The sequence below is a fragment of the Paraburkholderia sediminicola genome, assembly GCF_046027355.1.
Taxonomy (GTDB): domain Bacteria; phylum Pseudomonadota; class Gammaproteobacteria; order Burkholderiales; family Burkholderiaceae; genus Paraburkholderia; species Paraburkholderia sediminicola_B.
The window spans coordinates 128,868-152,550 of sequence record NZ_JAQQEK010000007.1 but is presented as its reverse complement, the minus strand read 5'-3'; the positions used below and the strand labels follow the sequence as shown (position 1 = coordinate 152,550).

General features: G+C 63.4%; 22 protein-coding genes and 1 pseudogene. 7 read left to right on the top strand and 16 right to left on the bottom strand.

The features are described from left to right. The 10 genes from ureC to urtA all read right to left on the bottom strand — a co-directional run bounded on the left by ureC (position 1) and on the right by urtA (position 10,685). On the bottom strand, positions 1-1,707 hold the full coding sequence (ureC, locus tag PQR42_RS14490) for an urease subunit alpha (RefSeq protein ID WP_408214736.1): 1,707 nt from the start codon (positions 1,705-1,707) through the stop codon (positions 1-3). A 58-nt stretch (positions 1,708-1,765) separates the two neighbouring features. After that, positions 1,766-2,071, bottom strand: a complete 306-nt coding sequence (locus PQR42_RS14485) for an urease subunit beta (protein ID WP_408214733.1) — start codon at positions 2,069-2,071, stop codon at positions 1,766-1,768. A gap of 19 nt (positions 2,072-2,090) precedes the next feature. Beyond that, complete coding sequence (gene ureA, locus PQR42_RS14480; protein ID WP_011487082.1) at positions 2,091-2,393, bottom strand: urease subunit gamma; 303 nt, start codon at positions 2,391-2,393, stop codon at positions 2,091-2,093. Positions 2,394-2,568: 175 nt separating this feature from the next. After that, positions 2,569-3,372 (bottom strand): transporter substrate-binding domain-containing protein, encoded by an 804-nt coding sequence (locus tag PQR42_RS14475; protein ID WP_132375792.1) that lies wholly within the window; start codon positions 3,370-3,372, stop codon positions 2,569-2,571. Positions 3,373-3,752: 380 nt separating this feature from the next. Beyond that, positions 3,753-4,634, bottom strand: a complete 882-nt coding sequence (locus PQR42_RS14470) for an urease accessory protein UreD (RefSeq protein ID WP_408385597.1) — start codon at positions 4,632-4,634, stop codon at positions 3,753-3,755. 117 nt (positions 4,635-4,751) lie between these two features. Beyond that, the gene (gene urtE / locus PQR42_RS14465; protein ID WP_408214726.1) at positions 4,752-5,444 is read right to left on the bottom strand and encodes an urea ABC transporter ATP-binding subunit UrtE; all 693 of its coding nucleotides are present in this window, start codon (positions 5,442-5,444) and stop codon (positions 4,752-4,754) included. 33 nt (positions 5,445-5,477) lie between these two features. Beyond that, positions 5,478-6,341: an urea ABC transporter ATP-binding protein UrtD gene (gene urtD, locus PQR42_RS14460; RefSeq protein WP_408214723.1), complete on the bottom strand. Its 864-nt coding sequence runs from the start codon at positions 6,339-6,341 to the stop codon at positions 5,478-5,480. Next, a complete protein-coding gene (urtC, locus tag PQR42_RS14455) occupies positions 6,338-7,522 on the bottom strand; it encodes an urea ABC transporter permease subunit UrtC (RefSeq protein WP_408385413.1) in 1,185 nt (394 codons plus the stop codon). The genes urtD and urtC overlap by 4 nt, the downstream gene beginning before the upstream one ends. A 1-nt stretch (position 7,523) precedes the next feature. Continuing rightward, a complete protein-coding gene (gene urtB, locus PQR42_RS14450; RefSeq protein ID WP_408385415.1) occupies positions 7,524-9,185 on the bottom strand; it encodes an urea ABC transporter permease subunit UrtB in 1,662 nt (553 codons plus the stop codon). Between the two features lie 201 nt (positions 9,186-9,386). Continuing rightward, complete coding sequence (urtA, locus tag PQR42_RS14445; protein WP_132375782.1) at positions 9,387-10,685, bottom strand: urea ABC transporter substrate-binding protein; 1,299 nt, start codon at positions 10,683-10,685, stop codon at positions 9,387-9,389. Between the two features lie 169 nt (positions 10,686-10,854). Between urtA and PQR42_RS14440 the strand changes: the two genes are divergently transcribed. Next, positions 10,855-11,859 carry an aminotransferase class III-fold pyridoxal phosphate-dependent enzyme gene (locus PQR42_RS14440; RefSeq protein ID WP_408493654.1) on the top strand — a complete coding sequence of 335 codons (1,005 nt, stop codon included), beginning with the start codon at positions 10,855-10,857 and terminating at the stop codon, positions 11,857-11,859. 101 nt (positions 11,860-11,960) lie between these two features. Here PQR42_RS14440 and PQR42_RS14435 read toward each other — a convergent pair. After that, positions 11,961-13,055: pseudogene (locus PQR42_RS14435) on the bottom strand (DUF3443 domain-containing protein); the annotation flags it as partial. Positions 13,056-13,090: 35 nt separating this feature from the next. Between PQR42_RS14435 and PQR42_RS14430 the strand changes: the two are divergent. After that, positions 13,091-13,225 carry a hypothetical protein gene (locus PQR42_RS14430; RefSeq protein WP_408385606.1) on the top strand — a complete coding sequence of 45 codons (135 nt, stop codon included), beginning with the start codon at positions 13,091-13,093 and terminating at the stop codon, positions 13,223-13,225. Between the two features lie 318 nt (positions 13,226-13,543). Here PQR42_RS14430 and PQR42_RS14425 read toward each other — a convergent pair whose 3' ends face one another. The 5 genes from PQR42_RS14425 to PQR42_RS14405 all read right to left on the bottom strand — a co-directional run bounded on the left by PQR42_RS14425 (position 13,544) and on the right by PQR42_RS14405 (position 17,640). Then, a complete protein-coding gene (locus PQR42_RS14425) occupies positions 13,544-13,996 on the bottom strand; it encodes a DUF2844 domain-containing protein (RefSeq protein WP_408385418.1) in 453 nt (150 codons plus the stop codon). A 145-nt stretch (positions 13,997-14,141) separates the two neighbouring features. Beyond that, positions 14,142-15,461: a DUF3443 domain-containing protein gene (locus PQR42_RS14420; protein WP_408385420.1), complete on the bottom strand. Its 1,320-nt coding sequence runs from the start codon at positions 15,459-15,461 to the stop codon at positions 14,142-14,144. Positions 15,462-15,491: 30 nt separating this feature from the next. Next, on the bottom strand, positions 15,492-15,962 hold the full coding sequence (locus PQR42_RS14415) for a DUF2844 domain-containing protein (RefSeq protein WP_408385422.1): 471 nt from the start codon (positions 15,960-15,962) through the stop codon (positions 15,492-15,494). Positions 15,963-16,605: 643 nt separating this feature from the next. Then, on the bottom strand, positions 16,606-16,929 hold the full coding sequence (locus PQR42_RS14410) for a rhodanese-like domain-containing protein (protein ID WP_091796474.1): 324 nt from the start codon (positions 16,927-16,929) through the stop codon (positions 16,606-16,608). 57 nt (positions 16,930-16,986) lie between these two features. Then, complete coding sequence (locus tag PQR42_RS14405) at positions 16,987-17,640, bottom strand: protein-L-isoaspartate O-methyltransferase family protein (RefSeq protein WP_408214702.1); 654 nt, start codon at positions 17,638-17,640, stop codon at positions 16,987-16,989. A 281-nt stretch (positions 17,641-17,921) separates the two neighbouring features. On the opposite strand from PQR42_RS14405, the gene PQR42_RS14400 reads away from it, so the two are divergent. The 5 genes from PQR42_RS14400 (at position 17,922) to PQR42_RS14380 (ending at position 23,666) form a co-directional block, all read left to right on the top strand. Then, positions 17,922-19,001 carry a LacI family DNA-binding transcriptional regulator gene (locus tag PQR42_RS14400; RefSeq protein ID WP_408214699.1) on the top strand — a complete coding sequence of 360 codons (1,080 nt, stop codon included), beginning with the start codon at positions 17,922-17,924 and terminating at the stop codon, positions 18,999-19,001. A 3-nt stretch (positions 19,002-19,004) separates the two neighbouring features. Continuing rightward, positions 19,005-20,492, top strand: a complete 1,488-nt coding sequence (locus tag PQR42_RS14395; protein WP_408214696.1) for a sugar ABC transporter ATP-binding protein — start codon at positions 19,005-19,007, stop codon at positions 20,490-20,492. After that, positions 20,473-21,486 carry an ABC transporter permease gene (locus tag PQR42_RS14390; RefSeq protein WP_408214693.1) on the top strand — a complete coding sequence of 338 codons (1,014 nt, stop codon included), beginning with the start codon at positions 20,473-20,475 and terminating at the stop codon, positions 21,484-21,486. Before PQR42_RS14395 ends, PQR42_RS14390 begins: the two co-directional genes overlap by 20 nt. Positions 21,487-21,575: 89 nt before the next feature. After that, positions 21,576-22,538 carry a substrate-binding domain-containing protein gene (locus tag PQR42_RS14385; RefSeq protein WP_408214690.1) on the top strand — a complete coding sequence of 321 codons (963 nt, stop codon included), beginning with the start codon at positions 21,576-21,578 and terminating at the stop codon, positions 22,536-22,538. 78 nt (positions 22,539-22,616) lie between these two features. Continuing rightward, positions 22,617-23,666, top strand: coding sequence for a sugar phosphate isomerase/epimerase family protein (locus PQR42_RS14380; protein WP_408385423.1), 1,050 nt, complete (start codon positions 22,617-22,619; stop codon positions 23,664-23,666). Positions 23,667-23,683: the final 17 nt, after the last annotated feature.

Sequence of the window (23,683 nt, the reverse complement as noted above, 5' to 3'; positions counted from 1 at the left end):
TTAGAACAGGAAGTAGCGTTGCGCCATGGGCAGCACGGTGGCCGGTTCGCAGGTCAGCAACTGACCGTCGGCGATCACCTGATAGGTTTCCGGATCGACGCTGATCGCCGGGCGCCACGCGTTGTGGATCATGTCTGCCTTCGAGATGTTGCGGCAGTTCCTGACCGCAACGATACGCTTGTTCAAGCCGTAACGTTCGGCGACGCGCGCATCCGCGGCCATCTGCGAGACGAAGGTCAGCGACGTGCGTCCCAATGCGCCGCCGCGCGTCGCGAACATCTCGCGATAGTGCACCGGCTGCGGCGTCGGAATCGACGCGTTGGGGTCGCCCATCTGCGCCATGGCGATCATGCCGCCCTTGAGGATCAGCGACGGCTTGATGCCGAAGAACGCGGGTTCCCAGAACACCAGATCGGCCCACTTGCCCGGCTCGATCGAGCCGACTTCATGCGCGATGCCGTGCGTGATCGCCGGGTTGATCGTGTACTTGGCGACGTAGCGCTTCGCACGGAAGTTGTCGTGGCGCGCGTTGTCTTCGGGCAGCGCGCCGCGTTGCACCTTCATCTTGTGCGCCGTCTGCCACGTGCGGATGATCACTTCGCCGACGCGGCCCATGGCCTGCGAATCCGACGACAGCATCGACAGCGCGCCGAGGTCGTGCAGGATGTCTTCGGCGGCAATCGTCTCGCGGCGAATGCGCGATTCGGCGAACGCGATGTCTTCCGCAATCGACGGGTCCAGGTGGTGGCACACCATCAGCATGTCGAGATGTTCTTCGAGCGTATTGACGGTGTACGGGCGCGTCGGATTGGTCGAAGACGGCAGCACGTTCGCTTCGCCGCATACCTTGATGATGTCCGGTGCGTGGCCGCCGCCCGCGCCTTCCGTGTGATACGTGTGGATCGTGCGGCCTTTGAACGCGGCCACGGTCGCTTCGACGAAACCCGCTTCGTTCAGCGTATCCGTGTGGATCGCCACCTGCGTGTCGGTGTCGTCCGCAACCGAGAGGCAGTTGTCGATCGCGGCCGGCGTGGTGCCCCAGTCCTCATGCAGCTTCAGGCCGATCGCGCCCGCGGCGATCTGTTCCAGCGCGGGCTGCGGCTGGCTCACGTTGCCCTTGCCGAGAAAGCCGAGATTCATCGGATAACCGTCGGCGGCTTGCAGCATGCGTTCGAGATGCCACGGACCCGGCGTGCACGTGGTCGCGTTGGTGCCCGTGGCCGGACCGGTGCCGCCGCCGAGCATCGTGGTCACGCCGCTCGCGAGCGCTTCCTCGATCTGCTGCGGGCTGATGAAGTGAATATGCGTGTCGATGCCGCCCGCCGTCACGATCAGGCCTTCGCCCGCGATCACTTCGGTGGAGGCGCCGATCGCGATCGTCACGTTCGGCTGGATGTCGGGATTGCCCGCTTTGCCGATCGCGGCGATGCGGCCGTCCTTGATGCCGATGTCCGCCTTGACGATGCCCCAGTGATCGAGAATCACGGCATTCGTCACGACGGTATCGACCACGTCGGCATGCACGCGCTGCGACTGGCCCATGCCGTCGCGAATCACTTTGCCGCCGCCGAATTTCACTTCTTCGCCGTAAGTGGTGAAGTCGCGCTCGACTTCGATCAGCAACTCGGTGTCGGCGAGGCGCACGCGGTCGCCGGTGGTGGGGCCGAACATTTCCGCGTATGCGCGGCGGCCAATGCGTAAGGTCATGGTGTGGGTCCGGAAATGAGCAGGGCGATCTGGGCTCGTGCCGAGAGAGGGAGGGGCATCACAGCTTGCCCATCACCTTGCCGTTGAAGCCGTAGACGACGCGATCACCCGCCAATGCAACCAGTTCGACGGTGCGCTCCTGGCCGGGTTCGAAGCGCACGGCGGTGCCCGCCGCGATATTCAGCCGGAAGCCGCGCGCGGCTTCGCGATCGAATGAGAGCGCCTCGTTCACTTCATAGAAGTGATAGTGCGAGCCGATCTGCACCGGACGGTCGCCGGTATTCGACACGACCACCGTGACGGTGGCGCGGCCCGCGTTCAGTTCGTGTTCGCCGTCGTCGATGAGGAGTTCGCCGGGAATCATCTGGAGCTGCCTTGCTTATTTAAGGAATCGGGTGATGAACGGTGACGAGCTTGGTGCCGTCGGGGAACGTGGCTTCGACCTGGATGTCGGGGATCATCTCCGGCACGCCTTCCATGACGTCGTCGCGGGTGAGCAGGGTGGTGCCGTAGTGCATCACCTCGGCGACGGTCTTGCCGTCGCGGGCCGCTTCCATCAGCGCGGCGGTGATGAAGGCGATCGCTTCCGGGTAGTTCAGTTTGAGGCCGCGCGCGCGGCGCCGTTCGGCAAGCAGCGCGGCGGTGAAGATCAGCAGCTTGTCCTTCTCGCGAGGTGTCAGCTTCATCGAATGAGTGCGTAGGGTTGCAACGGTCGTTGTGACGATCCCGGGCGGGAGCGGCTGCGACAATGATAGGCGCTGCGCGTCATGGACGCGATCGCGTGTCAGACACGGGATGAATCCATGACGAGTGCAATGCCGGATAAGCCAGCCACGGTATCAAGTTCGGCTAACGGCGCGCTTACAGGTCAGCCGGCAGCGGCGCGCTGAACCACTTCTTCGACATCGTGTTGAGCGTGCCGTCCTGCTTCGCTTGCACGATGGCGGCATTCACTTTCTGTTGCAGGCGTGGTTCGTTCTTGTTCATGCCGACGAAGCACGGCGAATTCTTGATGACGAACTTCGGTTCCGGGCGGCGCGGCGGATTCTTCGCGAGGATAGCGGCCGCGACGATGTTGCCCGCGGCGATCAACTGCACCTGGCCCGACAGGAACGCGGCGATGGTCGCGTTGTTGTCCTCGAAGCGCTTGATGGTCGCGTTCGGCGCCATTTGCGTGAGACCGATTTCCTCGAGCGCGCCGCGGGTTGCGCCGACTGTTTTGCCGGTCAGATCGGCGGGGCCGCTGACCTTGATATCGGCGGGACCGAACACGCCCTGGTAGTACGGCGCATAGGCGGTCGAGAAGTCGATTACCTTCTCGCGATCCGGCGTCTTGCCGAGCGACGAGATCACCAGATCGACCTTGCCCGTTTGCAGATAGGGAATGCGATTGGCGCTATTGACCGGCACGAGTTCGAGCTTCACGTTCATCGACTTCGCGAGCAGGGCGGCGGTGTCGATGTCGTAGCCTTGCGGCTTCATGTCCGCGCCGACCGAACCGAACGGCGGATAGTCTTCCGGCACGGCGACTTTGAGCACACCGGCTTTCGCGATGTTGTCGAGCGTATCCGCGTGGGCGGCGGGTGCATTGACGGCGAGGACGGGCGAGAGCAACAGTGCGGCGAGCCAGGCGCGACGCGCGGGGCGAAGAGTCGATCGAGTCATGTTCTGTGAGCGGTGGTGGCGACGAGCCGGTCGGCTGCCGTCAGGACGCGGCAGCATCGTGGGGGATTTTGACGCAAGGTGTGTGCCATGGCGGTGCAGCATGGGCTAGCGGGACGGAACGACGAGCGACGCACACAGTTGAAGCGTCGAGATGCGCCGGTTTGGTGCGCCGCCTGACTTGCGACGGTGAAAGGCGAAGCCGACGAAATTACGGATAGGTCCGTTTGCGACGGCGCGCGCAGCGCCGCCGGAAGAATGAGCGCCTTGTCACTGCCGCGAAGAGAAGCAGGTGCCGCCCCGCACAGGGGCAACGCTAATAGACCGATAAGAATTCAAGGAAAGGCCCAAGACCAACACCGCAAAACGCACAGCCAACCACCTCAAGTAGTCCAAATCCGCAAAGGCACGCCCTCAACCCCATGCACAACCGGCCGCAACTGAATCCAGCACTTGATAAGCGCCTGCTGCAACATCTCCATCGACCTCGAAACCCCGCGCACGACCAACACCCGAGAAGTAACACAAGAAGCCGCAACCCGAACAGAAACATCAAACGGCAGTTGAGCAGTCAACGCTTCGGCAAGCGCATCATCACAAGCATCCCCAACAGCCCAAAGCGTCCCATAAGCGGGAAACCCGGCCAAGCCTTGAGCAGCATCGCGCAGCGAATCATTTGCCGAGAGGCTGGCCCGTTCAAACCAGAGCAACTCTCCGTTAGCTCCAACAATCCGCGACACCGCACACAAACGGCCGTCAGACCACCGTTCCCCGGCAGCCTGCCGCCCAAGCTGAGTGGCATCCCACCCAATCGCAGTCGCGCCCTCACCAAGCGTCAAAGAAAAATCGAGCTTCGCATTCGCATGATCGAAAACGATATTATTCTGCGGCAGCCAATCGAGCTTAGCCCGCTCACCGACGCGCACCGCGATACGCTGCTGAGCTTCGCGTCCATTGGACTTGTACCACTTGGTCGCCCCCGGCGTGGTAATGACCGCATGCGCACCGTCGCCGACATCGACATCGATAGCAAGCTGATCACCACCCGCGATCCCACCCGGCGGATGCACGATCACCGCATGACAGATGCCGCGGCCTTCAGGATAAAGCGGCCTTTGAACCCGCAACGGCCCATCATGCAACCGATGCTTGAGCGTAGTCCGTTCGCCATCCTTGACGAACCCAAGCTCAAGACGCGCGCGCCATAGCGAATGCGCACCGGCCTGGGCGGTGGCGAGCGTAACGTGATTTTCGTGCAGCGACATGCGAATGGAGTGCGAACAGACGAAGAAAAGCAAAACGTGCCCGCGGCACGTCAGACAGCGCTCAATCGCGCTGACACAGGATGCGTCGAGAATAGCACGGGCCATGCCCAATGCCCCTCACACGGCGATCAACGCCCGCACACCATCCGCATCCATATTGGCGCCTTCACCGCCCGCGATGATCTCCCCTCGGCTCATCACCCAATACCGATCGGCGATGTCCTTGGCGAAGTCGTAATACTGCTCGACGAGCAGCACCGTCATGCCCATTTCCTCGACCAATTGACGCAGCGTGCGGCCGATATCCTGAATGATCGACGGCTGGATACCCTCAGTGGGTTCATCAAGAATGAGCAGTTGCGGATCGCTCATCAACGCCCGCCCAATGGCAAGCTGTTGCTGTTGACCGCCGGAAAGATCGCCACCGCGCCGGCTGCGCATATCCTTCAGCACAGGAAACAGTTCATAGATGCGATCCGGGATCTTCTTGGGCGCCTTCTTGCTGGCAGCACCCACCAGCAGATTTTCTTCAACGGTCAACCGAGGAAAGATATCGCGCCCTTGAGGCACATAAGCGAGGCCCTTCTCCACGCGCGAGTAAGTTGGCAGTTTGGTGATCGGCGCACCGCGCCAGGCGATTGACCCGCTCTTCGTCTGCACGACGCCCATCAGGCAGCGCAGCAGCGTGGTCTTGCCCACGCCGTTGCGGCCAAGCAGAACGGTGAGTTTGCCGTCGGGCACGGTGAGCTTCACATCGCGCAGAATGTGGCTGCCGCCGTAGTACTGGTTCAGGTTTTCTACTTCTAGCATGTCCGTTCGACCTTTTTATTTCACCGACCCGTTTCACCGGCCCAGATAAGACTCGATGACCGTCTCGTCGCGCTTCACTTCGTCGAGCGTACCGTGAGCGAGCACGCGTCCTTCGGCCATCACCGTGACCTTGCCGCTCTCGCCTGATAGCGCCGCCACGAACTCCATATCGTGCTCGACGACCATCATCGAACAGGTGCCGCGCAGATGATTGAGCAACTCGGCGAGTTGCATGGTTTCGTCGTCGGTCATGCCGGCGGCCGGTTCGTCGAGCAGCAGCAGCGCCGGCTGCTGCATCAGCAACATACCGATTTCGAGCCGTTGCTTCTGGCCGTGCGAGAGTTCGCCGGCGAGCCGCCGCGCTTCGCTCTCCAGACCGATCAACGCGAGCGTCTCTTCAATGCGTGCTTGCGCCTCGCGATCCAGACGCGCGCGTAACGAGGCCCACCAGCCCTTGTCGGCCTTCATCGCGAGTTCGAGGTTTTCCCACACGGGATGCTGTTCGAACACCGTGGGCTTCTGAAACTTGCGCCCGATGCCCGCACGCGCAATCGACGGCTCGTTCATCCGGGTCAGATCAATCGTCTGCCCGAGATACACCTTGCCTGAGTCCGGCTCCGTCTTGCCGGTGATGACGTCCATCATCGTCGTCTTGCCGGCGCCGTTCGGACCGATGATGCAACGCAATTCGCCCGCATCGATCGACAACGTCAACGCATTGAGCGCGCGAAAACCGTCGAAGCTCACGGTCACGTCTTCGAGGTACAGGATCGTGCCGTGCGACACGTCGATCTCGCCGGGCACGACCGCGTGCCCCATGCTGGCGACGCCGCTCAACGAGGTTTCAGCGGGTTCTTCCGGTAAAGCCAGATCAGGAACCATCGGGTTTTCGTTCATGAGCGGTTCCTCTTGCGCGTCACGAGTTCGATCAGCCCCATGATGCCGTTCGGCAGCAGCAGCGGGACCAGCACGAAAATCAGACCGAGAAAGAACAGCCAGTATTCAGGGAAGTTCGCCGTGAAGAAGCTCTTCGCGCCATTCACCGCGAAGGCGCCGATGATCGGGCCGATCAAGGTGCCGCGTCCGCCCACGGCGACCCAGATCGCCATTTCGATCGAGTTGCCCGGCGACATCTCGCCCGGATTGATGATGCCGACCTGCGGCACGTACAGCGCGCCGGCAATGCCGCACAACACGGCGGACACCGTCCACACGAACAGCTTGTACGCGAGCGGGCTGTAGCCGAGGAACATCAAACGCGTTTCGCCGTCGCGCACCGCGGTGACGACGCGGCCGAGCTTCGAGGTGACGATCGCCCGCGCGCCGATGAAGGCGAGGATCAGCACCGCAAAGGTGATCAGCAGCAGGGCGGTGCGCGTGCCCGGATGCGTGATCGGAAAACCACCAATGCGTTTGAAGTCGGTGAAGCCGTTGTTGCCGCCGAAGCCCGTCTCGTTGCGATAGAACAGCAGCATCGCGGCGAAGGTCATGGCTTGCGTGATGATCGACAGGTACACGCCCTTCACCCGCGAGCGGAACGTGAAGAAGCCGAACACCCAGGCGACCACCGCCGGCACCAGCACAACCAACAGCAGCGCGTAGCCGAGATGCTGCGTGCCTTGCCAGTACCACGGCAGTTGATGCCAGTCGAGAAACACCATGAAGTCGGGCAGGTCGCTGCCGTATTTGCCTTCGTGACCGATCGAGCGCATCAGATACATGCCGATCGCGTAGCCGCCGAGCGCGAAGAACAACGCGTGGCCGAGGCTCAGAATGCCGCAGTAGCCCCACACGAGATCGAGCGCGAGCGCCGCGATCGCGTAGCACATGAACTTGCCGGTGATCGTCATCGCGTAGGCGGACAGATGCAGCGCGCTCGTCTCGGGCACCACCAGCGTGGCGAACGGCACGCCAAGGCCGAAGACGATGATCAACGCGATCAACGCGAGCCACGCGCGTCGCGATAACAGTGCAGGACGCGGCGGCAAGCCGAGCGCGAAGCCCGTTTGCGCTTCGCGTCCGGCAAGAGCGCCGCCGCTGCTGGCGCCGACGTGAGCCGATGAGGTTGCAGATGTCATCTCATGCCTCCGCGCTACGGCCCTTGAGGGCGAACATGCCCTGCGGACGCTTCTGGATGAACAACACGATTAGCACGAGCACCGCGATCTTCGCGAGCACCGCGCCCCAGAACGGTTCGATTGCCTTGCTGATGAGCCCGAGGCCGAAGCCGCCGATCACCGTGCCGGCCAGTTGACCGACACCGCCCAGCACGACAGCCATGAACGAATCGATGATGTAGCTCTGGCCGAGGTCCGGTCCGACATTGCCGATCTGCGAGAGCGCACAGCCGCCTAACCCGGCAATACCCGCACCGAACGCGAACGCATACGAATCGACCCGAGCGGTCTTCACGCCGACGCAGGCAGCCATGCGCCGGTTCTGGGTGACGGCACGCACGAAAAGACCGAGACGCGTTTTCGTGAGCACAGCCCACGCGATGCCGACCACAATCAGCGAGAACGCGAGAATTGCGAGCCGGTTGTACGGCAGGATCAGATTGGGTAAGACGGTCACGCCGCCGCTCATCCACGCAGGATTGACCACCTGCACGTTCTGCGCGCCGAACAGCATGCGCGTCGCCTGAATCAGGATCAGGCTGATACCGAACGTGGTCAGCAGCGTTTCGAGCGGACGGCCGTACAGGTGCTTGAGCACCAGCCGTTCGAGCACGATGCCCACCAGTCCCGCGGCGACGAACGAAGCCGGAATGGCAAGCAGCGGATACCAGTCGAATGCGCCGGGTGCGAAGCGCTGAAAGAGGTTTTGCACGACGTACGTCGCATACGCGCCGATCATCAGGAATTCGCCGTGCGCCATGTTGATCACGCCGATCAACCCGTACGTGATGGCCAGACCCAGCGCGGCGAGCAGCAGCACGCTGCCGAGCGATAGGCCCGCGAACAGCGTGCCGGCGATCTGGCTGCGGCGCTGGATCGCATCGAGTTCGTCGATGCCGCTTTGCGCGGCGGCGCGCACGCGGTCGTCGGCTTCCACGAAGGTGCCGTCGGGCTTCTTCGCGACCAGCGGGCGCAGCAGTTCATTCATGTCGAGGTCGTGCCGCGCGGCGACCAGTTGCACGGCTTCGAGGCGCTTGGCCGGATCGGCGTCGTGCAGGGCGGTCATCGCCCACAGCGTGTCGAGGCGCTTCTTCAAGACGGGATCGGTTTCCTTCGCGCGAGCCGCGTCGACGAGCGGTTTAATCGACGGATCCGGATTTTGCAGCAGCGAGGTAATCGCGGCGTCACGCGTCGCCTTGTCCGGCGAATCGAGTTGCACGCCAGACAGCGCGCCGGCGACTTTCGAGCGCAGCAGGTTGTTCAGCGTGACCGGCTGCGCATCGCCTGCGGCGACGGTCTTGCCGGTGACCGCGTCTTTCGCCGTATCGCCGTCTTGAAGCAGCACGGCGCCAGCGTCGGTGGCGAGCGCGCTGTCTTCGGATAGCGCTTTGAGTACCGCCATCGATTCCTTGTCGTGATTGGCGATCAGTTTGTCGATGGCCGCGGATTTCGCGTCGAAGTCGTCGCCGGCGAGCGGCGCGACATCGGCCTGGGTCAGCGCGAACGCGGCCAGCGGCGCGCCGGCGAGCAGCACGAGCGCCACGCATGCGACGCCGCGCCGCGCGAGTCGTCGTGCCAGTGTTCGTGCGCGTTGTCGTGCGGATGTGAGGATTGAAAACGCCATGGTGGCCTTTGAAGAAAATCCGGCGGAGCGACGCGGCATGTGGGCAAGCGCCGTTGCCGCGCCGTCGAGTTGCTGCGCGCGAAGGTTGTGCCGCCGGGACGCCGGATCACGGCACGAACGCGGACGCGGTGGGCGCGTCCGTCGCGAGATGGCATCGGCGTGTCACGGCGGCTAGCTTTGCCGCCGCGGCACGCCTTCCTGTCACGCGACGCGCGAGCGCTTCAGGAACGCCGGGATCGAGCTGACCACATCCGGCTTGCTCGAATTGCCGGCAATGAACGGGCTCCACGGCTGCGCGCGAATCGCGGTCTTGGTCCGCCACACCACGTTGAACTGACCGTCCGCACGCACCTCGCCGATCATCACCGGCTTGTGCAGATGGTGATTGCCGTCCATTTCCAGCGTGAAGCCCGACGGCGCCGCGAAGCTCTGGCCGACCATCGCCACGCGGACCTTGTCGACGTCCGTGCTCTTGGCCTTCTCGACCGCCTGCTTCCACAAATGGATGCCGACGAACGTCGCTTCCATCGGGTCATTGGTCACGCGCTTGGTGCCGCCCGGCAGGTTGTTCTGCGCGACCCATGCGGCCCATTGCTTCTTGAACTTCTCGTTGGCCGGGTTGCGCAGCGACATGAAGTAGTTCCACGCAGCCAGGTTGCCGACCAGCGGCTTCGTATCGATACCGCGCAGTTCTTCCTCGCCGACCGAGAACGCGACGACCGGCACGTCCGACGCCTTCAGCCCCTGGTTGCCCAGTTCCTTGTAGAACGGCACGTTCGAGTCGCCGTTCACCGTCGAGATCACCGCGGTCTTGCCGCCTTGCGAGAAGGTCTTGATGTTCGCGACGATGGTCTGATAGTCGCTGTGGCCGAACGGCGTGTAGACCTCCTGGATATCGGCCTCTTGCACGCCCTTCGACTTGAGGAACGCGCGCAGGATCTTGTTGGTCGTGCGGGGGTACACATAGTCGGTGCCCAACAGGAAGAAGCGCTTGGCGCCGCCGCCTTCCGCGCTCATCAGGTATTCGGTCGCCGGAATCGCCTGCTGATTCGGCGCAGCGCCCGTGTAGAACACGTTGCGCGACATTTCCTCGCCTTCGTATTGCACCGGGTAGAACAGCAGGCCGTTCAGTTCCTCGAACACCGGCAGCACCGATTTGCGCGACACCGAGGTCCAGCAGCCGAACACCACGGCGCACTTGTCCTGCGTGATCAGTTGACGCGCCTTCTCAGCGAAGAGCGGCCAGTTCGACGCCGGGTCGACCACCACCGGCTCCAGTTGACGGCCCATCACGCCGCCGTTCTTGTTGATGTCCGCAATGGTCATCAACGCGGTGTCCTTGAGCGATGTCTCCGAGATCGCCATCGTGCCCGACAGCGAATGCAGAATGCCCACCTTGATCGGACCGCTGCCCGACTGCGCCTGCGCAAACGGAACCTGACCTGCAAGCGCCAGCGCGCCTGACATGGAGCCGAACTTCAACAGACTGCGACGTTTCATGTATATCCCCTTGCCATTGATGGTGACTGTTTATGGGCGTCGATTTCAGCCAGCAGGGCTTATCCCGCATGACTTGCCGCTTGTGTACTGCAAGGCACATGCCATGCAGTAAATTCGCCTTGAACAACGCGAAGTGCATGCTGCGGCGCGGCTGCGCGCCGGCCGGCTTATGCGTAATGCGGCGCAGAATTGGTGCAGGACCGGCCGCTTCGCCTCGTTCGGGTGCGTGCCGCGCCGCAACGAAGCGCGGGTGTCCGCCAGCGGGCGTCGGCGGTGCATGGCCGCCGCCCCTTTGTGCATGGGCCGCGCTGTGCCTACACGAAAGTCCACTCACGCGAGGAGACACGACATGAATGAGCGCGCCGGTGTCAAGCCGCCCGATATGTCCGCGTTCTGGATGCCTTTCACGGCGAACCGCCAGTTCAAGAGCGCGCCGCGGTTGCTGGCGAGTGCGAAGGGGATGTACTACACGTCGCACGATGCGTCGACGATTGCCGTGGTGATCGTCGAGCCGGTGGCTGGTTCAACGGGTGTGCTGATTCTGCCGCAGGGTTATTTGCAACGGCTGCGCGAGATCTGCGACAAGCACGGCATCCTGCTGATCTTCGATGAAGTGATCACCGACTGGGGGCGGTTGGGTGCGCCGTTCGCGGCGCAGTACTTCGGCGTCACGCCCGACATGCTGACCATGGCCAAGGGCACCAATAATGCAGCCGCGCCGATGGGCGCGGTGGCGGCAAGCGCGAAAATTCACGACTCGATCGTGAACGGTGCGCCGGGCGGCATCGAGTTGTTCCATGGCTATACGTACTCGGGGCACCCGATTGCCGCTGCTGCCGCATGCGCGACGATCGATCTGTATGAGCGTGATCAACTGTTCGAACGGGCCGCGCGGATGGCGCCGGTGTTTGAGAAGGCGATCCATAAGCTGCAAGGCGAGCGTCATGTGATCGACGTGCGCAATCTTGGGTTGGTGGGTGGGGTGGAGTTGGCGCCGCGGTCAGGCGCGCCTGGGGCGAGGGCTTACGATGTGTTCGTGCGTTGCTATGAGAAGGGCGTGTTGACGCGTTATACGGGCGACATTCTCGCGTTCTCGCCGCCCTTGATCGTCGAGGAGGCGCAGCTCGAGGAGATCTTTGGGACGGTGGCGGAGGTGTTGAGGGAGGTGGAGTAGCGGATTAGCGGCGCTTTTGTTCGGAGCGCAAAACGGCCGGCGTTGTGTGGCGCCGGCCGTTTTCTGTTTTCTGTTGCTGGACTTGCGAAGCGGGCCCTCGATCAGAAAGCGATGAATGGCCCCGGTTGCTTGCCGATCACCACGTTGTTGATCGCGGTATACACGCTGCGGCCGAAGAAGAACGGCAGGCCCCAGATGAACATGCCGGCCGATGGCGAGCCGAGGCTGTCGTAGGCCGCGTACTGATTTGCCATCAGGTTCCAGCCGTTAGCCAGCGAGAACGGCACGTTGACGGACGCGGCGGCCTTGTCGACGCCTGTGAGAATCGCGGACAGGCTGAGCGTGGTGGCCGGCACGTACCAGTCACCGGAATAGGGCACTGTGTAGTCCGCGAAGATATTCGCGTTGGAGCCGCTGTCGATGGCGCTGCTAAACGTGTTGCCCTTGTACGTGGTCGTGAAATAACCGTACTGGTCGAGCGCGAGAATGTTCGGCTGCGAGGGCATGGCGTTGTTCTTCTGCGTGCCGATGCCGAACACCAACTCACCCGTGACGCTCGCCTGGCCGCCCGCGGGTAGCGCCGGCAGACGGATGATCGTGCCGTTGTTGTCGGAGGTGAAATCGGCGACCGGATTCATGACCTGCGTGTCGAGCGGCACACGTGTGTTCGTGCATGACGTCGCGGAGGTGCAGTAGTAGTAAGCCGATGGCAGCACGGTCTGGGCCGCGGCGGGGAAATCGCGCTGCGCCGGGCCGATGCCGATCACGCCGTTGGCGCCGAGTGCCGTTGCCGAGCCAAGGTTGTAGACGCCGCGCGACTGGCAATCCGACGGCGTCGCGTACTGGCCGTCTGCAATCACCTGCAGCGGCATGTTGCCCGCGGTCTTGCCGCCGATCGTGACGTCGGCGCGCTTGATGGACCCCCACGTGTAGCCCGAGCCGAACACGGCGCATTCGGCGATCGACGCGTTGCCGGTCGGATCGTCGGTGGCGCCGGATTGCGTCGGCAAGCGGGCAGCGAGCGCCGAACCCAACGCGCTGCCGAGCACGCGCACGCCGACCGACCCGGTGTCGAGTTGCATGTGATCGACGGTCGCGCATTGATTGCTGCCCTGAACGCCTGGGATGCAGATCGTCGCGGTCACGTACGGCATGTTCGCGTAGTTGCCCGTCCATCGCTCGATGGTGATGGGGGCGGTGTTGGCGGTGGGAGTTGGTGTTGGAGTTGGTGTTGGAGTTGGTGTTGGAGTTGGAGTTGGAGTCGGTGCTGATGTTGATGTTGATGTTGGTGTCGGCGTTGGCGTTGGTGTCGGAGTCGGAGTCGGCTTTGGAATTGGCGCAGGTGTGGGCGCCGGAATTGGCGTAGGCGTAGTGCTCGGAGCAGGCGTCGGCGCTGGAGTCGGTGTAGGACTCGGAGCGGGCATCGGAGCCGGACTCGGCGTAGGCGCAGCACTCGCGCCCGGCGACGAAGCCGGCGTCGTGCCCGCCGTCCCCGACGCGGGCTTGACGTTATTTTTCGCCGCATTGGCGCTGCCATCATCACCGCTGCCACCGCTGCCACCGCTGCCACCGCTGCCACCGCCGCCACAAGCGGACAGCGCCACGCTCGCACCCAAAAGCGCGCAGCAAAGCGTCTTATTCAAAGTCGTCATGTTCAATGTGTTGGATGAATCCGCACGCCGCTTCATTGCAGTTGCTCCACGCGAACATCGGTGGGAACGAGGCGCGGCAGATACGCCTTACCGAAAAAGCGTCCCGCGCGACCAGCTGACTCGATATGGAAATCGCCGTTGTGTTCGATCATCGGGCCGACGCCGCGCGCGCGTTCGGCGGCAGCATTCGTGAAATTGGGAAAGTAGCTGCCGAGCAGCGCGCTCATGTCCGGGCGCACCGGGCCCTGCCAGGTGACGGCAAACACCACGTTGCTGGGCAGGACGTATTCATGAATCGTGACGCCATCGGCGCCATACGATGCGCGCATCGTATACGGCGTGGGCGCTGCGGACGTGTTGAGAGAAACCGCCGATCGCAGCACCGACTGCGGCGGCGCGCCGGTACCCGGCGCACCGCCCAACGCCGCATAAGAAGCGAGCGGCAACACGCTCGCCACAGCCAGCGCGACCTTCACAAAATTCATCACATTGCTCCAGAAAACAGATCGGAGCATGGTGCCAGCCGGGTGTTATTGGGATTGCCTGAAAAGTCTCAATGCAAAATCGGAAATGTCGCGAGGAGACGCTGCCATCAAGCAGCGCCTCCCGCCTCGGCCACGCGGTCAGTCGTCAAAACGCGACGAACGGTCCTGTCAGCTTGCCGACCTTGGCATTGCCAATCACGTTGTAGACATCGCGGCCATAGAAGAAAGGCAGTCCCCACAGGAACATGTTGTCGTCACTATTCGAAAAGTACTGGCCGATGTTGATGAACGCGGCATTTCCGCTTGCCATCAGAGTGTTGGCGTTGTCGATCGAAAACGGCATCTGGAGCGGCGCGCTTGTTCCGTTGTTCGGCTCGATCGTCGCGGTCAGAGTCAGCGTACTCGTCGGCGTGTACAAGCCGTCAATGGAAACTGGAATCAAGCTATCCGGGAACGCGTAGCTAAGGGTGCCGCTATCAATCGCGCTTTGATTGAACACCTGCCCCTTGTACTGCGTCGTGAACGCACCGTATTTGTCCAACGCAATGACCGTTGCATTCGCCGGCAACGCATTGTTCTGCTGCGTGCTGACGCCGAATACCAACTGGCCCGTCACGCTTGCCTGACCCGTGGCCGGTACAGCCGGCAGACGGATGACCATGCCGTTGTTGTCCGTGGCGAATGCGGCGACAGGATTCGTGACCTCTTTGCTCGCCAGCATGCGCGTATTGATGCAACTGTTTTGCGACGGGCAATAGTAGTAAAGGCCGGGCACCGCCTTGGTCAAGGCATCGAGGGAATCGCCTGTGAAGTTGTCGATGCCGAGAATGCCGCTGACTCCCATCACGTCGAGGGACTTGCCCAAGTCGTGGCCGTTGTGCGCAATACAGTCGTCCGGCGTGGAGAACGCGCCATCGGAAACCACCTGGATCGGAATATTGCTCGCCGTCTTGCTGCCGATCGTGATATCGGCGCGCTTGACCGAACCCCAGGTATAGCCCGACGCGAACGGCGCGCACTCGGCAATCGGCGCCGAGCCGACCTTGTCGTCCACCGCGCCCGCTTGGGTGAGCAGCAGAGGAGCCAGCGTGGGTATCGCGCGGGCTGAAATGCGCACGCCCGTCGAGCCGGTGTCCACCAGCATGTTGTCGACGGTCACGCACTGGCTTGCACCCTGTGCGCCCGGCACGCAAACCTTGATTGATGCGAGAAGCCTGTTGATGTTGCCCGTCGATTTATCGACGCGAACCGCCACCGTATTGTCGCCGGTGGCCGGAGTGGATGAATTGTTCGAGCTACCGGACCCGCCGGAGCCGGTCGGCGCCGGGGTCCAGTCGGGCTTGGCGTCCCATCCCATGGAGTTGCTGCCCTGGTTGCCACTCGAGCTTCCGCCGCCGCCGCACGCGCAGAGAGCGAGCCCCGCGAAGGCCGCGACGACCCATAGCGTCTTCTTTAGTGTGTTCATGTTCTGTTTTCTCATGGCTCGACGCCGTTCTTATTTCAGATCGCCCGGACGCACGCCGGCCGGCATCAGGCGCGGCAGCCAGGCCGTGCCGCTGAAGCGCCCCATGCGGCCGGCGGACTCGATGCGGAAGTCGTCGTTGCCGTCGATAAGCGGCCCCGTGCCGGTCGCGCGGCTTTGGCCGGCGTTGACGAAGTTGGGAAAGTAGCTGCCGAGCAGCGTCGTCATGTCCGGGCGGATCGGTCCACTCCACTTGACCGCGAACACGACGTTCTCGGGCAGCACGTATTCGCGGATGGTGACGCCGTTGGCGTCGACCGACTGGCGCATGGAGTAGGCCACCGCGTTCGCAGGTCGAGCCGCGGGCGTCGCGGCGGCGGATTGCGGCGTGGCGCGCAGCAGGGGCGGCGACGATGCGCTTGTGGATGGCACACCGCCCAAGGTGGCATGCGACGAGAGCGGCAACAGGGTTGCGGCTAGCATCGCGAACTTCGAAAGTCTCATCACATGGCTCCCCAAAAAGGTCGGAAGCATGGTGCCTGTGCAATGCTCAGGAAACCGTATGAAATTTCGGAAGTGGATGCGTGAAGCGGCGTAACGAAAGCTAGCCGTTAGTGTTCCGCTGAAGGGGCGGCTTGGCAGAGGCGCTAATTGAACCGGGTGCTAGCCGCGCGGCAACCTGGCGCGGGAGCGGCCTGGAGCGAAAAAAAGCGCCGGAGAGCCAAAGGACGGAAAGCAGGGAGGGATGCAGGGACAAAAGCAGGGAGAGAGGCAGGGGAGAAAAGCAGGAAACAGAAGCCAGGACGAGAAGCAAAGACCACAAGCGCACAGCGCCTACCGCACCACCGCCTACCGCACCACCGCCCCATCCGGCATTACTCGCCGCTCAAACTCGCCCGCAGCGCCTTTAGCCGCAATACCCGGATGGCGCCAAGCATTGCGGCAGCAGTTTGGCGCGCGCGAGCGGCAGCTCTTCGCTGTGGCGAACGAGGCGTGTGCGCTTTGCAGTTGCTCGTCGTTGGATCGCGCTTCGTCGTAAAGCTGGGAGAAGGCGACGCCCTGCGCGGGTAGTGTGTGAAGCGCGCAGGCAAACACCAGAGCGGCCGTGAGGACCAGCGCCTGCTGGCGCGTCAGTACGGCCGGGAGATCAGTAGGTCGGAACGGACGGATCGACCTGACGCGACCACGCGTCGATCCCGCCTTGCAGATTGAAGACGTTGGTATGGCCGCGCGATTCGAGGAACATCGCGACCTGGGCGCTGCGCGCGCCGTGATGGCAGACGCAGACGATTTGCGCGTCGTCGTCGAGTTCTTCGCTGCGCGCGGGAATCTCACGCATCGGAATCGACACGGCGCCGGCGATCGACGCCGTCTGGATTTCCCACGGCTCGCGCACGTCGAGCAGCACGGGCGCGGGACGCGAAGTATCGGCGAGCCATTCGGCGAGCGCCGGAGCGGTCAGGTTTTGCATCAGCAGAACATCCAGTTCAGAGGACGGCGGGCGTGGCCGCCGTCCGGATCGTGTGAATCAGAACTTGAAACGCGACGGCTGCACGGCGTTGATGAGCGGCTCGACATACGTTTCGAACACGTCGGCAATGCGGTATTGCTTCTCGTCGATACGCGTGATGATCTGCGCCTTCATGACCGGCGCGGTGCCGACGAACGCCGCCAGACGGCCGCCGATCTTCAGATGGTCGAGCATTTCCTGCGGCAGCACCGGCAGGCCGCCCGACACGCAGATCACGTCGTACGGCGCGGCGCCGGCCCAGCCGCGCGCGGCGTCGCCGGTAGCGACTTCGGCGTTCAGCACGCCGTTGGCGATCAGGTTGGTCTTCGCCAGTTCAGCGAGTTCCGGTTCGATGTCGACCGTCAGCACGTGCTGCGCGCGGTGCGCGAGCAACGCGGCCATGTAACCCGAACCCGCGCCGATTTCGAGCACGCTTTCGTGTTTCTTCACCGCCAGTTCCTGCAGCACGCGCGCTTCGACACGCGGGGCCAGCATGTGCTGGCCGGCCGGCAGCGGCACTTCGAAGTCGACGAAGGCCAGCTCGCGATACACGGCGGGGACGAAGTTTTCACGTTTGACGATCGAGAGCAGATTCAGCACGTCCTGGTCGAGCACTTCCCAGGGGCGGATCTGCTGTTCGATCATGTTGAAACGCGCTTGCTCGATGTTCATGGTGGGTTCGGCTGTATGGTTTGGCGAGTTTTGCGATGTGCCTCTGACCACCGGCCTCGCAGGACAAACGACACGCAAGGCCCGTCAGGGTAACTGCGGGATTGTACCAAATGACGATGCCGATCAGCGCCCTCGCGGGCAGGGCGCGCCCCTTCCCACGCCGGAGCGTGTCACCAGCCGGATCACACCTGCCCCCGTGTTAATCCCTAGCGATCAGTCCTTGCGCTTCCCACGTCTATCGCTCAAAAATGTAATCGATTACATTTTCGAGGCGAGTTCACTTGTCCAGATCGTCGTCCAGGAAGGCTTCCACGGCGGTGTCCGCGGCGCATCCCCAGCCCGGCGTCAAGCCGTTGCGCGGCGCGGCCGATGGCATTTCGATTGCCGGCGTGGCCGAGCAGGCGGGCGTCTCGGTGGCCACGGTGTCGCGCGTGCTGAACGGCCACGAGAACGTGCGGCCCGCCACGCGCGACAAGGTGCTGGCCGCCATCGATTCGAGCGGCTACCGCGTCAACGAACTCGCGCGCAACCTGCGCACCGCCGAGAGCCGTCTGCTGCTGACCATGGTCCCGGACGTCGGCAACCCCTTTTACGCGGAAATCGTACGCGGCATCGACAGCGTGGCGCGCCAGCACGGCTACTTCATGCTGCTGTGCGACACCGGCGCCGATCCGGGCCGCGAGCGCAGCTACTTCGATCTGCTGCGGCGGCGCCGCGCGGACGGCGCGATCTGTCTCGACCCGGCCACCATCCAGCAGGCGCTCGGCGAGGCCTCCAGCGCGCTGCCGTGGGTCGCGTGCTGCGAGTTCGACCCGGCGATGGGCGTGCCGTACGTGGGCATCGACAATTACCGGGCCGCGGGCGACGCCGTCAGGCATCTGCTCGCGCGCGGCCACCGCCGCATCGGCCTCATCAATTCCGATGTCGATTACCTATACGCGCGGCAGCGTCAGCAGGGCTATCTGGACGCGCTGACCGAAGCGGGCATCACGCCGGACGAACGCTGGCGCATGAACCTGAACAGCCTCGACTACGAAGCGGGCGCGTCGGCCGCGGCCACGCTGATGAATCAGCCGCAGGCGCCGAGCGCGATCTTCGCGGTCTCCGATACGCTCGCCATCGGCGTGATCCACGGCTTGCGCAGCGTTGGCAAGCGCGTGCCGGACGACATCGCGGTGGTCGGCTTCGACGATATCTCGCTCGCCGCGCAGATCGATCCGCCGCTCACCACCATCGCGCAGCCCATGCGCGAGCTGGGCGAAACCGCAGCGCGTCTGCTGCTGCAGCGGCTCGCCAATCCGTTGGCGAACGTGCCGGGCGTGCTGCTGCCGCATCGGCTCGTGATTCGGGGGAGCGCCTGAATCATGAGTCTCGCGATCCGTTTCGACGACATCCGCAAAGACTTCGGCCCCGTGCGCGTGCTGCACGGCGTGAGCTTCGAGCTGGCGCCGGGGCGCATCTACGGTCTGCTCGGCGAGAACGGCGCGGGCAAATCCACGTTGATGAAGATCCTTGCAGGCTACGAGACCGCAACCTCGGGCACCTTGCTGGTCGATGGCCGCGCGCATCAGTTCATCGGTTCGCGCGACGCCGAAGCGCAAGGCATCGTGCTGATCCACCAGGAGTTCAATCTCGCCGAGCATCTGACGATCGCGCAGAACATGTATCTCGGTCATGAAAAAAAGCGCGGCTGGTTCGTCGACGACGCCGCCATGCGCGCCGAGGCCGCGCGTTTTCTCGCGCAAGTCGGTCTGGAAAAGGCGCCCGATACGAAAGTGCGTGAATTGATCGTCGCAGAAAAGCAGATGGTGGAGATCGCCAAGGCGCTGTCGCGCCGCGCGCGGCTGCTCATCATGGACGAACCGACCGCGACGCTCACGCCGTCCGAGACCGAACGCCTCTTCACGCTGATGGCGAAGCTCAAGGCCGACGGCGTGACCATCATCTACATCTCGCACAAGCTGGACGAAGTCGAGCGCATCACCGATGAAGTGATCGTGATGCGCGACGGCCGCTTCGTTGCGCGGGGCGAAACCGCGGGACTCGCGCGGCAGCAGATGGCGAACCTGATGGTCGGGCGCGAGCTTTCGGACATGTTTCCCGACAAGATCACCGTGTCCGCCGACGCGCCGCTCGCGTTGAAGGTGGAAGGCCTGGCAGTGCCGGATTGGGTCGAAGATCTGAGCTTCGACGTGCGCGCCGGTGAAGTGCTCGGTTTCGCGGGACTGGTGGGCGCGGGCCGCACCGAGGCGTTCGAAGCGATCATAGGTTTGCGCAAGCGCACGGCGGGCCGCATTGAAGTCGCCGGCCGTCCCGCCGATCTGAAAAGCCCGCGCGACGCAATGCGCCACGGCATCACGTATCTCAGTGAGGACCGCAAAGGCAAAGGCCTGCATGTGAACCTGAGCCTGCAGGACAACGTCACGCTGATGACGCTCGAACGCTATGCGCATCCGCTGCTCGACATGAAAGCGGGGCGCGCCGCGCTGACCAAAGCCGTGAGTGAATTCGGCATCCGCACGGGCGACCTGTCGAGCCGCGCGCGCATGCTCTCCGGCGGCAATCAGCAGAAGCTCGCGCTCGCCAAATTCCTGCAACCCGACCCGAACGTGATCGTGCTCGACGAGCCGACGCGCGGCGTCGATGTCGGCGCGAAACGCGACATCTATTTTCTGATTCATCGTCTCGCCGCGCAGGGCCGCGCGGTGATCGTCATTTCATCCGAACTGATCGAGCTGATCGGCCTGTGCCACCGCGTCGCCGTGATGCGCGCGGGACGCCTGCAAGCCACGCTCACGCTCGAACATCTGACTGAAGAGGAGTTGATCGCCCATGCGACCGGCACCCACTGAAGCCGTGCAATCCGGCCGTGCGTTGCGCTTCGCGCATCGACTGTATGCGCTCGGGCCGCTCGTCGGACTCATCGCGCTGTGCGTCATCGGTACGCTGCTCAACCGCGATTTCGCGACCGTCGACAATATGATGAACGTGCTCACGCGCACGTCGTTCATCGGCATCATCGCGGTCGGCATGACCTTCGTGATCATTTCGGGCGGCATCGATCTGTCGGTCGGCTCGATGGCGGCGCTGATCGCGGGCAGCATGATCTGGCTGATGAACGGACTCGCGGCGGGTGTCGGCGGACACTCGTTCCCGCCGCTGATGATTCTCACGCTCGGTATCGTGGGCGCGCTGATGCTCGGCGGCCTGTTCGGCTGCGCGCACGGCTTGCTGATCACCAAAGGACGCATCGAGCCATTCATCGTCACGCTCGGCACGTTGGGCATCTTTCGCGCGGTGCTCACCTGGCTCGCCGATGGCGGCGCGCTGACGCTCGATAACTCGTTATCCGATCTGTACGGCCCGGTGTATTACGCGAGCCTGTTCGGCGTGCCGGTGCCGATCTGGGTGTTCCTCGTGGTGGCGGCGGGCGGCGCGCTGATTCTCAACCGCACCGCGTTCGGCCGTCACGTGCAGGCGATCGGTTCGAACGAACAGGTCGCGCGTTATGCGGCGATTCGCGTCGATACCGTGAAGATCGTCACGTACGTGCTGCTTGGGATTTGCGTGGGCGTGGCCACTGTGCTGTACGTGCCGCGGCTCGGCTCGGCCACGCCGACAACGGGTTTGCTATGGGAACTCGAAGCGATCGCTTCGGTGGTGGTCGGCGGCACCGCGCTCAAAGGCGGCGAAGGCCGCGTGATCGGCACCGTGATCGGCGCGATCCTGCTCTCGGTGATCGCGAACATTCTGAATCTGACCAGCATCATCAGCGTGTATCTGAACGCGGCGGTGCAGGGCGTAGTGATTATCTTCGTCGCGTTCGTACAACGTGGACGGCGGTAGCGGTGGCGCTTCATATTGCGCTTTAAATTTGCAATCACGGTGAGTTGAAAATCGGGGCGCATGAACGCCTCACAAAAGGAGACACAACCATGAAGCAGGTCATTCGAGCGGTCGGCGCCGGCATGCTGGCGTTGGGGATACTGGGCACGGCGAACATTGCGCGTGCCGATGAAAAAGTCACATTGGGCGTTGCGATTCCGACGGCCGATCACGGCTTCACGGGCGGCATCGTCTGGTGGGCGAACAAGGCCAAGACCGATCTGGAGAAGGCGCATCCCGATCTGAAAGTGATCGTGAAGACCGCGGCCGGCGCGCCCGAACAGGCGAACCAGTTGCAGGATCTCGTGACGGTCAACAAGATCAATGCGCTCGTGATCTTCCCGTTCGAATCGGCCTCGCTCACGCAGCCGGTCGCGCAGGTGAAGAAGAAAGGCGTGTACGTGACGGTGGTGGATCGCGGCCTGACCGACACCAGCGCGCAGGATGCGTACGTGGCGGGCGACAACACCGCGTTCGGCAAAATTCCCGCCGAGTATCTGGCGAAAGCGCTCGACGGCAAGGGCGATATCGTTGCGCTGCGAGGTATTCCGACGACGCTCGACAACGAACGCTGGACGGCGTTTACGGGCGTGCTGAAGGCGTATCCGAACATCAAGATCCTCGACGCCAAGTACGCGAACTGGAATCGCGACGACGCCTTCAAGGTTATGCAGGATTACCTGACGCGCTTCAAGCATATCGACGCCGTCTGGGCCGCGGACGACGACATGGCGGTCGGCGTGATCAAGGCGATCGAGCAGGCCAAACGCACCGACATCAAGATCGTGTTCGGCGGCGCGGGGTCGAAGGGTATGGTGAAGAACGTGATGGACGGCGCGCCGATGATCAAGGCCGACGTGTCGTACTCGCCGAAGTTCATCTACGACGCCATCAAGCTGACCGCCGAAGCGCGTCTGAAAGGCGAGAAGCTGCCGCCCACCACGATCATTCCGTCGGTGCTGATCACGAAGGAAAACGCGCAGCAGTTCTATTTCCCGGACTCGCCGTTCTGACCTGAGCATCCGGGGCGCGCCGCCGGGCTTTCTGCCGCAGCGGCACGGCGAGCGCGCCCTCGTTCGAGGAACCGTACGATGAAAACCATCAAAGGGCCGGCGATCTTTCTCGCCCAGTTCATGGGCGACGAGGTGCCGTTCGACAACCTCGCGCATCTCGCAGAGTGGGCCGCGGGTCTCGGCTTCAAGGGCATTCAGGTGCCGTGCGACAGCCGTCTGATCGATCTCGAACAGGCGGCGGCGAGTCAGACGTATTGCGACGAGTTGCGCGAGGTCGCGGACGACGCGGGCGTGACGATCACCGAACTCTCGACGCATCTGCAAGGGCAACTCGTTGCCGTGCATCCGGCTTATGACGCGTTGTTCGACGGTTTCGCCGCGCCGCAGGTGCGAGGCGATCCGGCAGCACGCACGCAGTGGGCAATCGACCAGATGAAGCTGGCGGCGAAGGCTTCGCAGCGTTTGGGATTGAGCACGCACGTGTCGTTTTCGGGCGCGCTGGCGTGGCCGTATTTGTATCCTTGGCCACAGCGTCCGGCAGGTTTGGTCGAAGCCGCGTTCGACGAACTCTCACGCCGCTGGACGCCGATTCTCGACGCGTTCGACGCCGCCGGCGTCGACGTGTGCTACGAACTGCATCCGGGCGAGGATCTGCACGACGGCGTGACCTTCGAGCGTTTTCTCGACGCGGTGAAGCAGCATGCGCGCGCGAACATTCTGTACGACCCGAGTCATTTCGTTTTGCAGCAGCTCGATTACCTTGCGTTTATCGACATCTATCACGAGCGCATCAAGGCGTTTCATGTGAAGGACGCGGAGTTTCGTCCGACCGGCAAGCAGGGCGTGTATGGCGGCTATAGCGGCTGGGTCGAGCGCGCGGGGCGCTTCAGATCGCTCGGCGACGGGCAGATCGATTTCGGCGCGATCTTCTCGAAGATGGCGCAATACGATTTCCCCGGCTGGGCCGTGCTCGAATGGGAGTGCGCGCTGAAGCATCCGCACGACGGCGCGCGCGAAGGCGCGGAGTTCATTCGCCGGCACATTATCCGCGTGGCCGAGCATGCATTCGACGACTTCGCCGGCAGCGGCGTGGACGCCGCGCAGTTAAAGCGCGTGCTCGGCATCTGACGGCGAGCAACACGCAA

Bases quoted from the DNA above. Each gene is read 5' to 3' on its own strand.
- PQR42_RS14420 (WP_408385420.1), bottom strand. From the start codon at position 15,461: ATGAACACACTAAAGAAGACGCTATGGGTCGTCGCGGCCTTCGCGGGG.
- ureC (WP_408214736.1), bottom strand. From the start codon at position 1,707: ATGACCTTACGCATTGGCCGCCGCGCATACGCGGAAATGTTCGGCCCC.
- ureA (WP_011487082.1), bottom strand. From the start codon at position 2,393: ATGAAGCTGACACCTCGCGAGAAGGACAAGCTGCTGATCTTCACCGCC.
- urtD (WP_408214723.1), bottom strand. From the start codon at position 6,341: ATGAACGAAAACCCGATGGTTCCTGATCTGGCTTTACCGGAAGAACCC.
- PQR42_RS14415 (WP_408385422.1), bottom strand. From the start codon at position 15,962: ATGAGACTTTCGAAGTTCGCGATGCTAGCCGCAACCCTGTTGCCGCTC.
- urtB (WP_408385415.1), bottom strand. From the start codon at position 9,185: ATGGCGTTTTCAATCCTCACATCCGCACGACAACGCGCACGAACACTG.
- PQR42_RS14395 (WP_408214696.1), top strand. From the start codon at position 19,005: ATGAGTCTCGCGATCCGTTTCGACGACATCCGCAAAGACTTCGGCCCC.
- PQR42_RS14475 (WP_132375792.1), bottom strand. From the start codon at position 3,372: ATGACTCGATCGACTCTTCGCCCCGCGCGTCGCGCCTGGCTCGCCGCA.
- PQR42_RS14485 (WP_408214733.1), bottom strand. From the start codon at position 2,071: ATGATTCCCGGCGAACTCCTCATCGACGACGGCGAACACGAACTGAAC.
- PQR42_RS14380 (WP_408385423.1), top strand. From the start codon at position 22,617: ATGAAAACCATCAAAGGGCCGGCGATCTTTCTCGCCCAGTTCATGGGC.
- PQR42_RS14440 (WP_408493654.1), top strand. From the start codon at position 10,855: ATGCGTAATGCGGCGCAGAATTGGTGCAGGACCGGCCGCTTCGCCTCG.
- PQR42_RS14425 (WP_408385418.1), bottom strand. From the start codon at position 13,996: ATGAATTTTGTGAAGGTCGCGCTGGCTGTGGCGAGCGTGTTGCCGCTC.
- PQR42_RS14470 (WP_408385597.1), bottom strand. From the start codon at position 4,634: ATGTCGCTGCACGAAAATCACGTTACGCTCGCCACCGCCCAGGCCGGT.
- PQR42_RS14405 (WP_408214702.1), bottom strand. From the start codon at position 17,640: ATGAACATCGAGCAAGCGCGTTTCAACATGATCGAACAGCAGATCCGC.
- PQR42_RS14390 (WP_408214693.1), top strand. From the start codon at position 20,473: ATGCGACCGGCACCCACTGAAGCCGTGCAATCCGGCCGTGCGTTGCGC.
- PQR42_RS14385 (WP_408214690.1), top strand. From the start codon at position 21,576: ATGAAGCAGGTCATTCGAGCGGTCGGCGCCGGCATGCTGGCGTTGGGG.
- urtA (WP_132375782.1), bottom strand. From the start codon at position 10,685: ATGAAACGTCGCAGTCTGTTGAAGTTCGGCTCCATGTCAGGCGCGCTG.
- urtE (WP_408214726.1), bottom strand. From the start codon at position 5,444: ATGCTAGAAGTAGAAAACCTGAACCAGTACTACGGCGGCAGCCACATT.
- urtC (WP_408385413.1), bottom strand. From the start codon at position 7,522: ATGACATCTGCAACCTCATCGGCTCACGTCGGCGCCAGCAGCGGCGGC.
- PQR42_RS14410 (WP_091796474.1), bottom strand. From the start codon at position 16,929: ATGCAAAACCTGACCGCTCCGGCGCTCGCCGAATGGCTCGCCGATACT.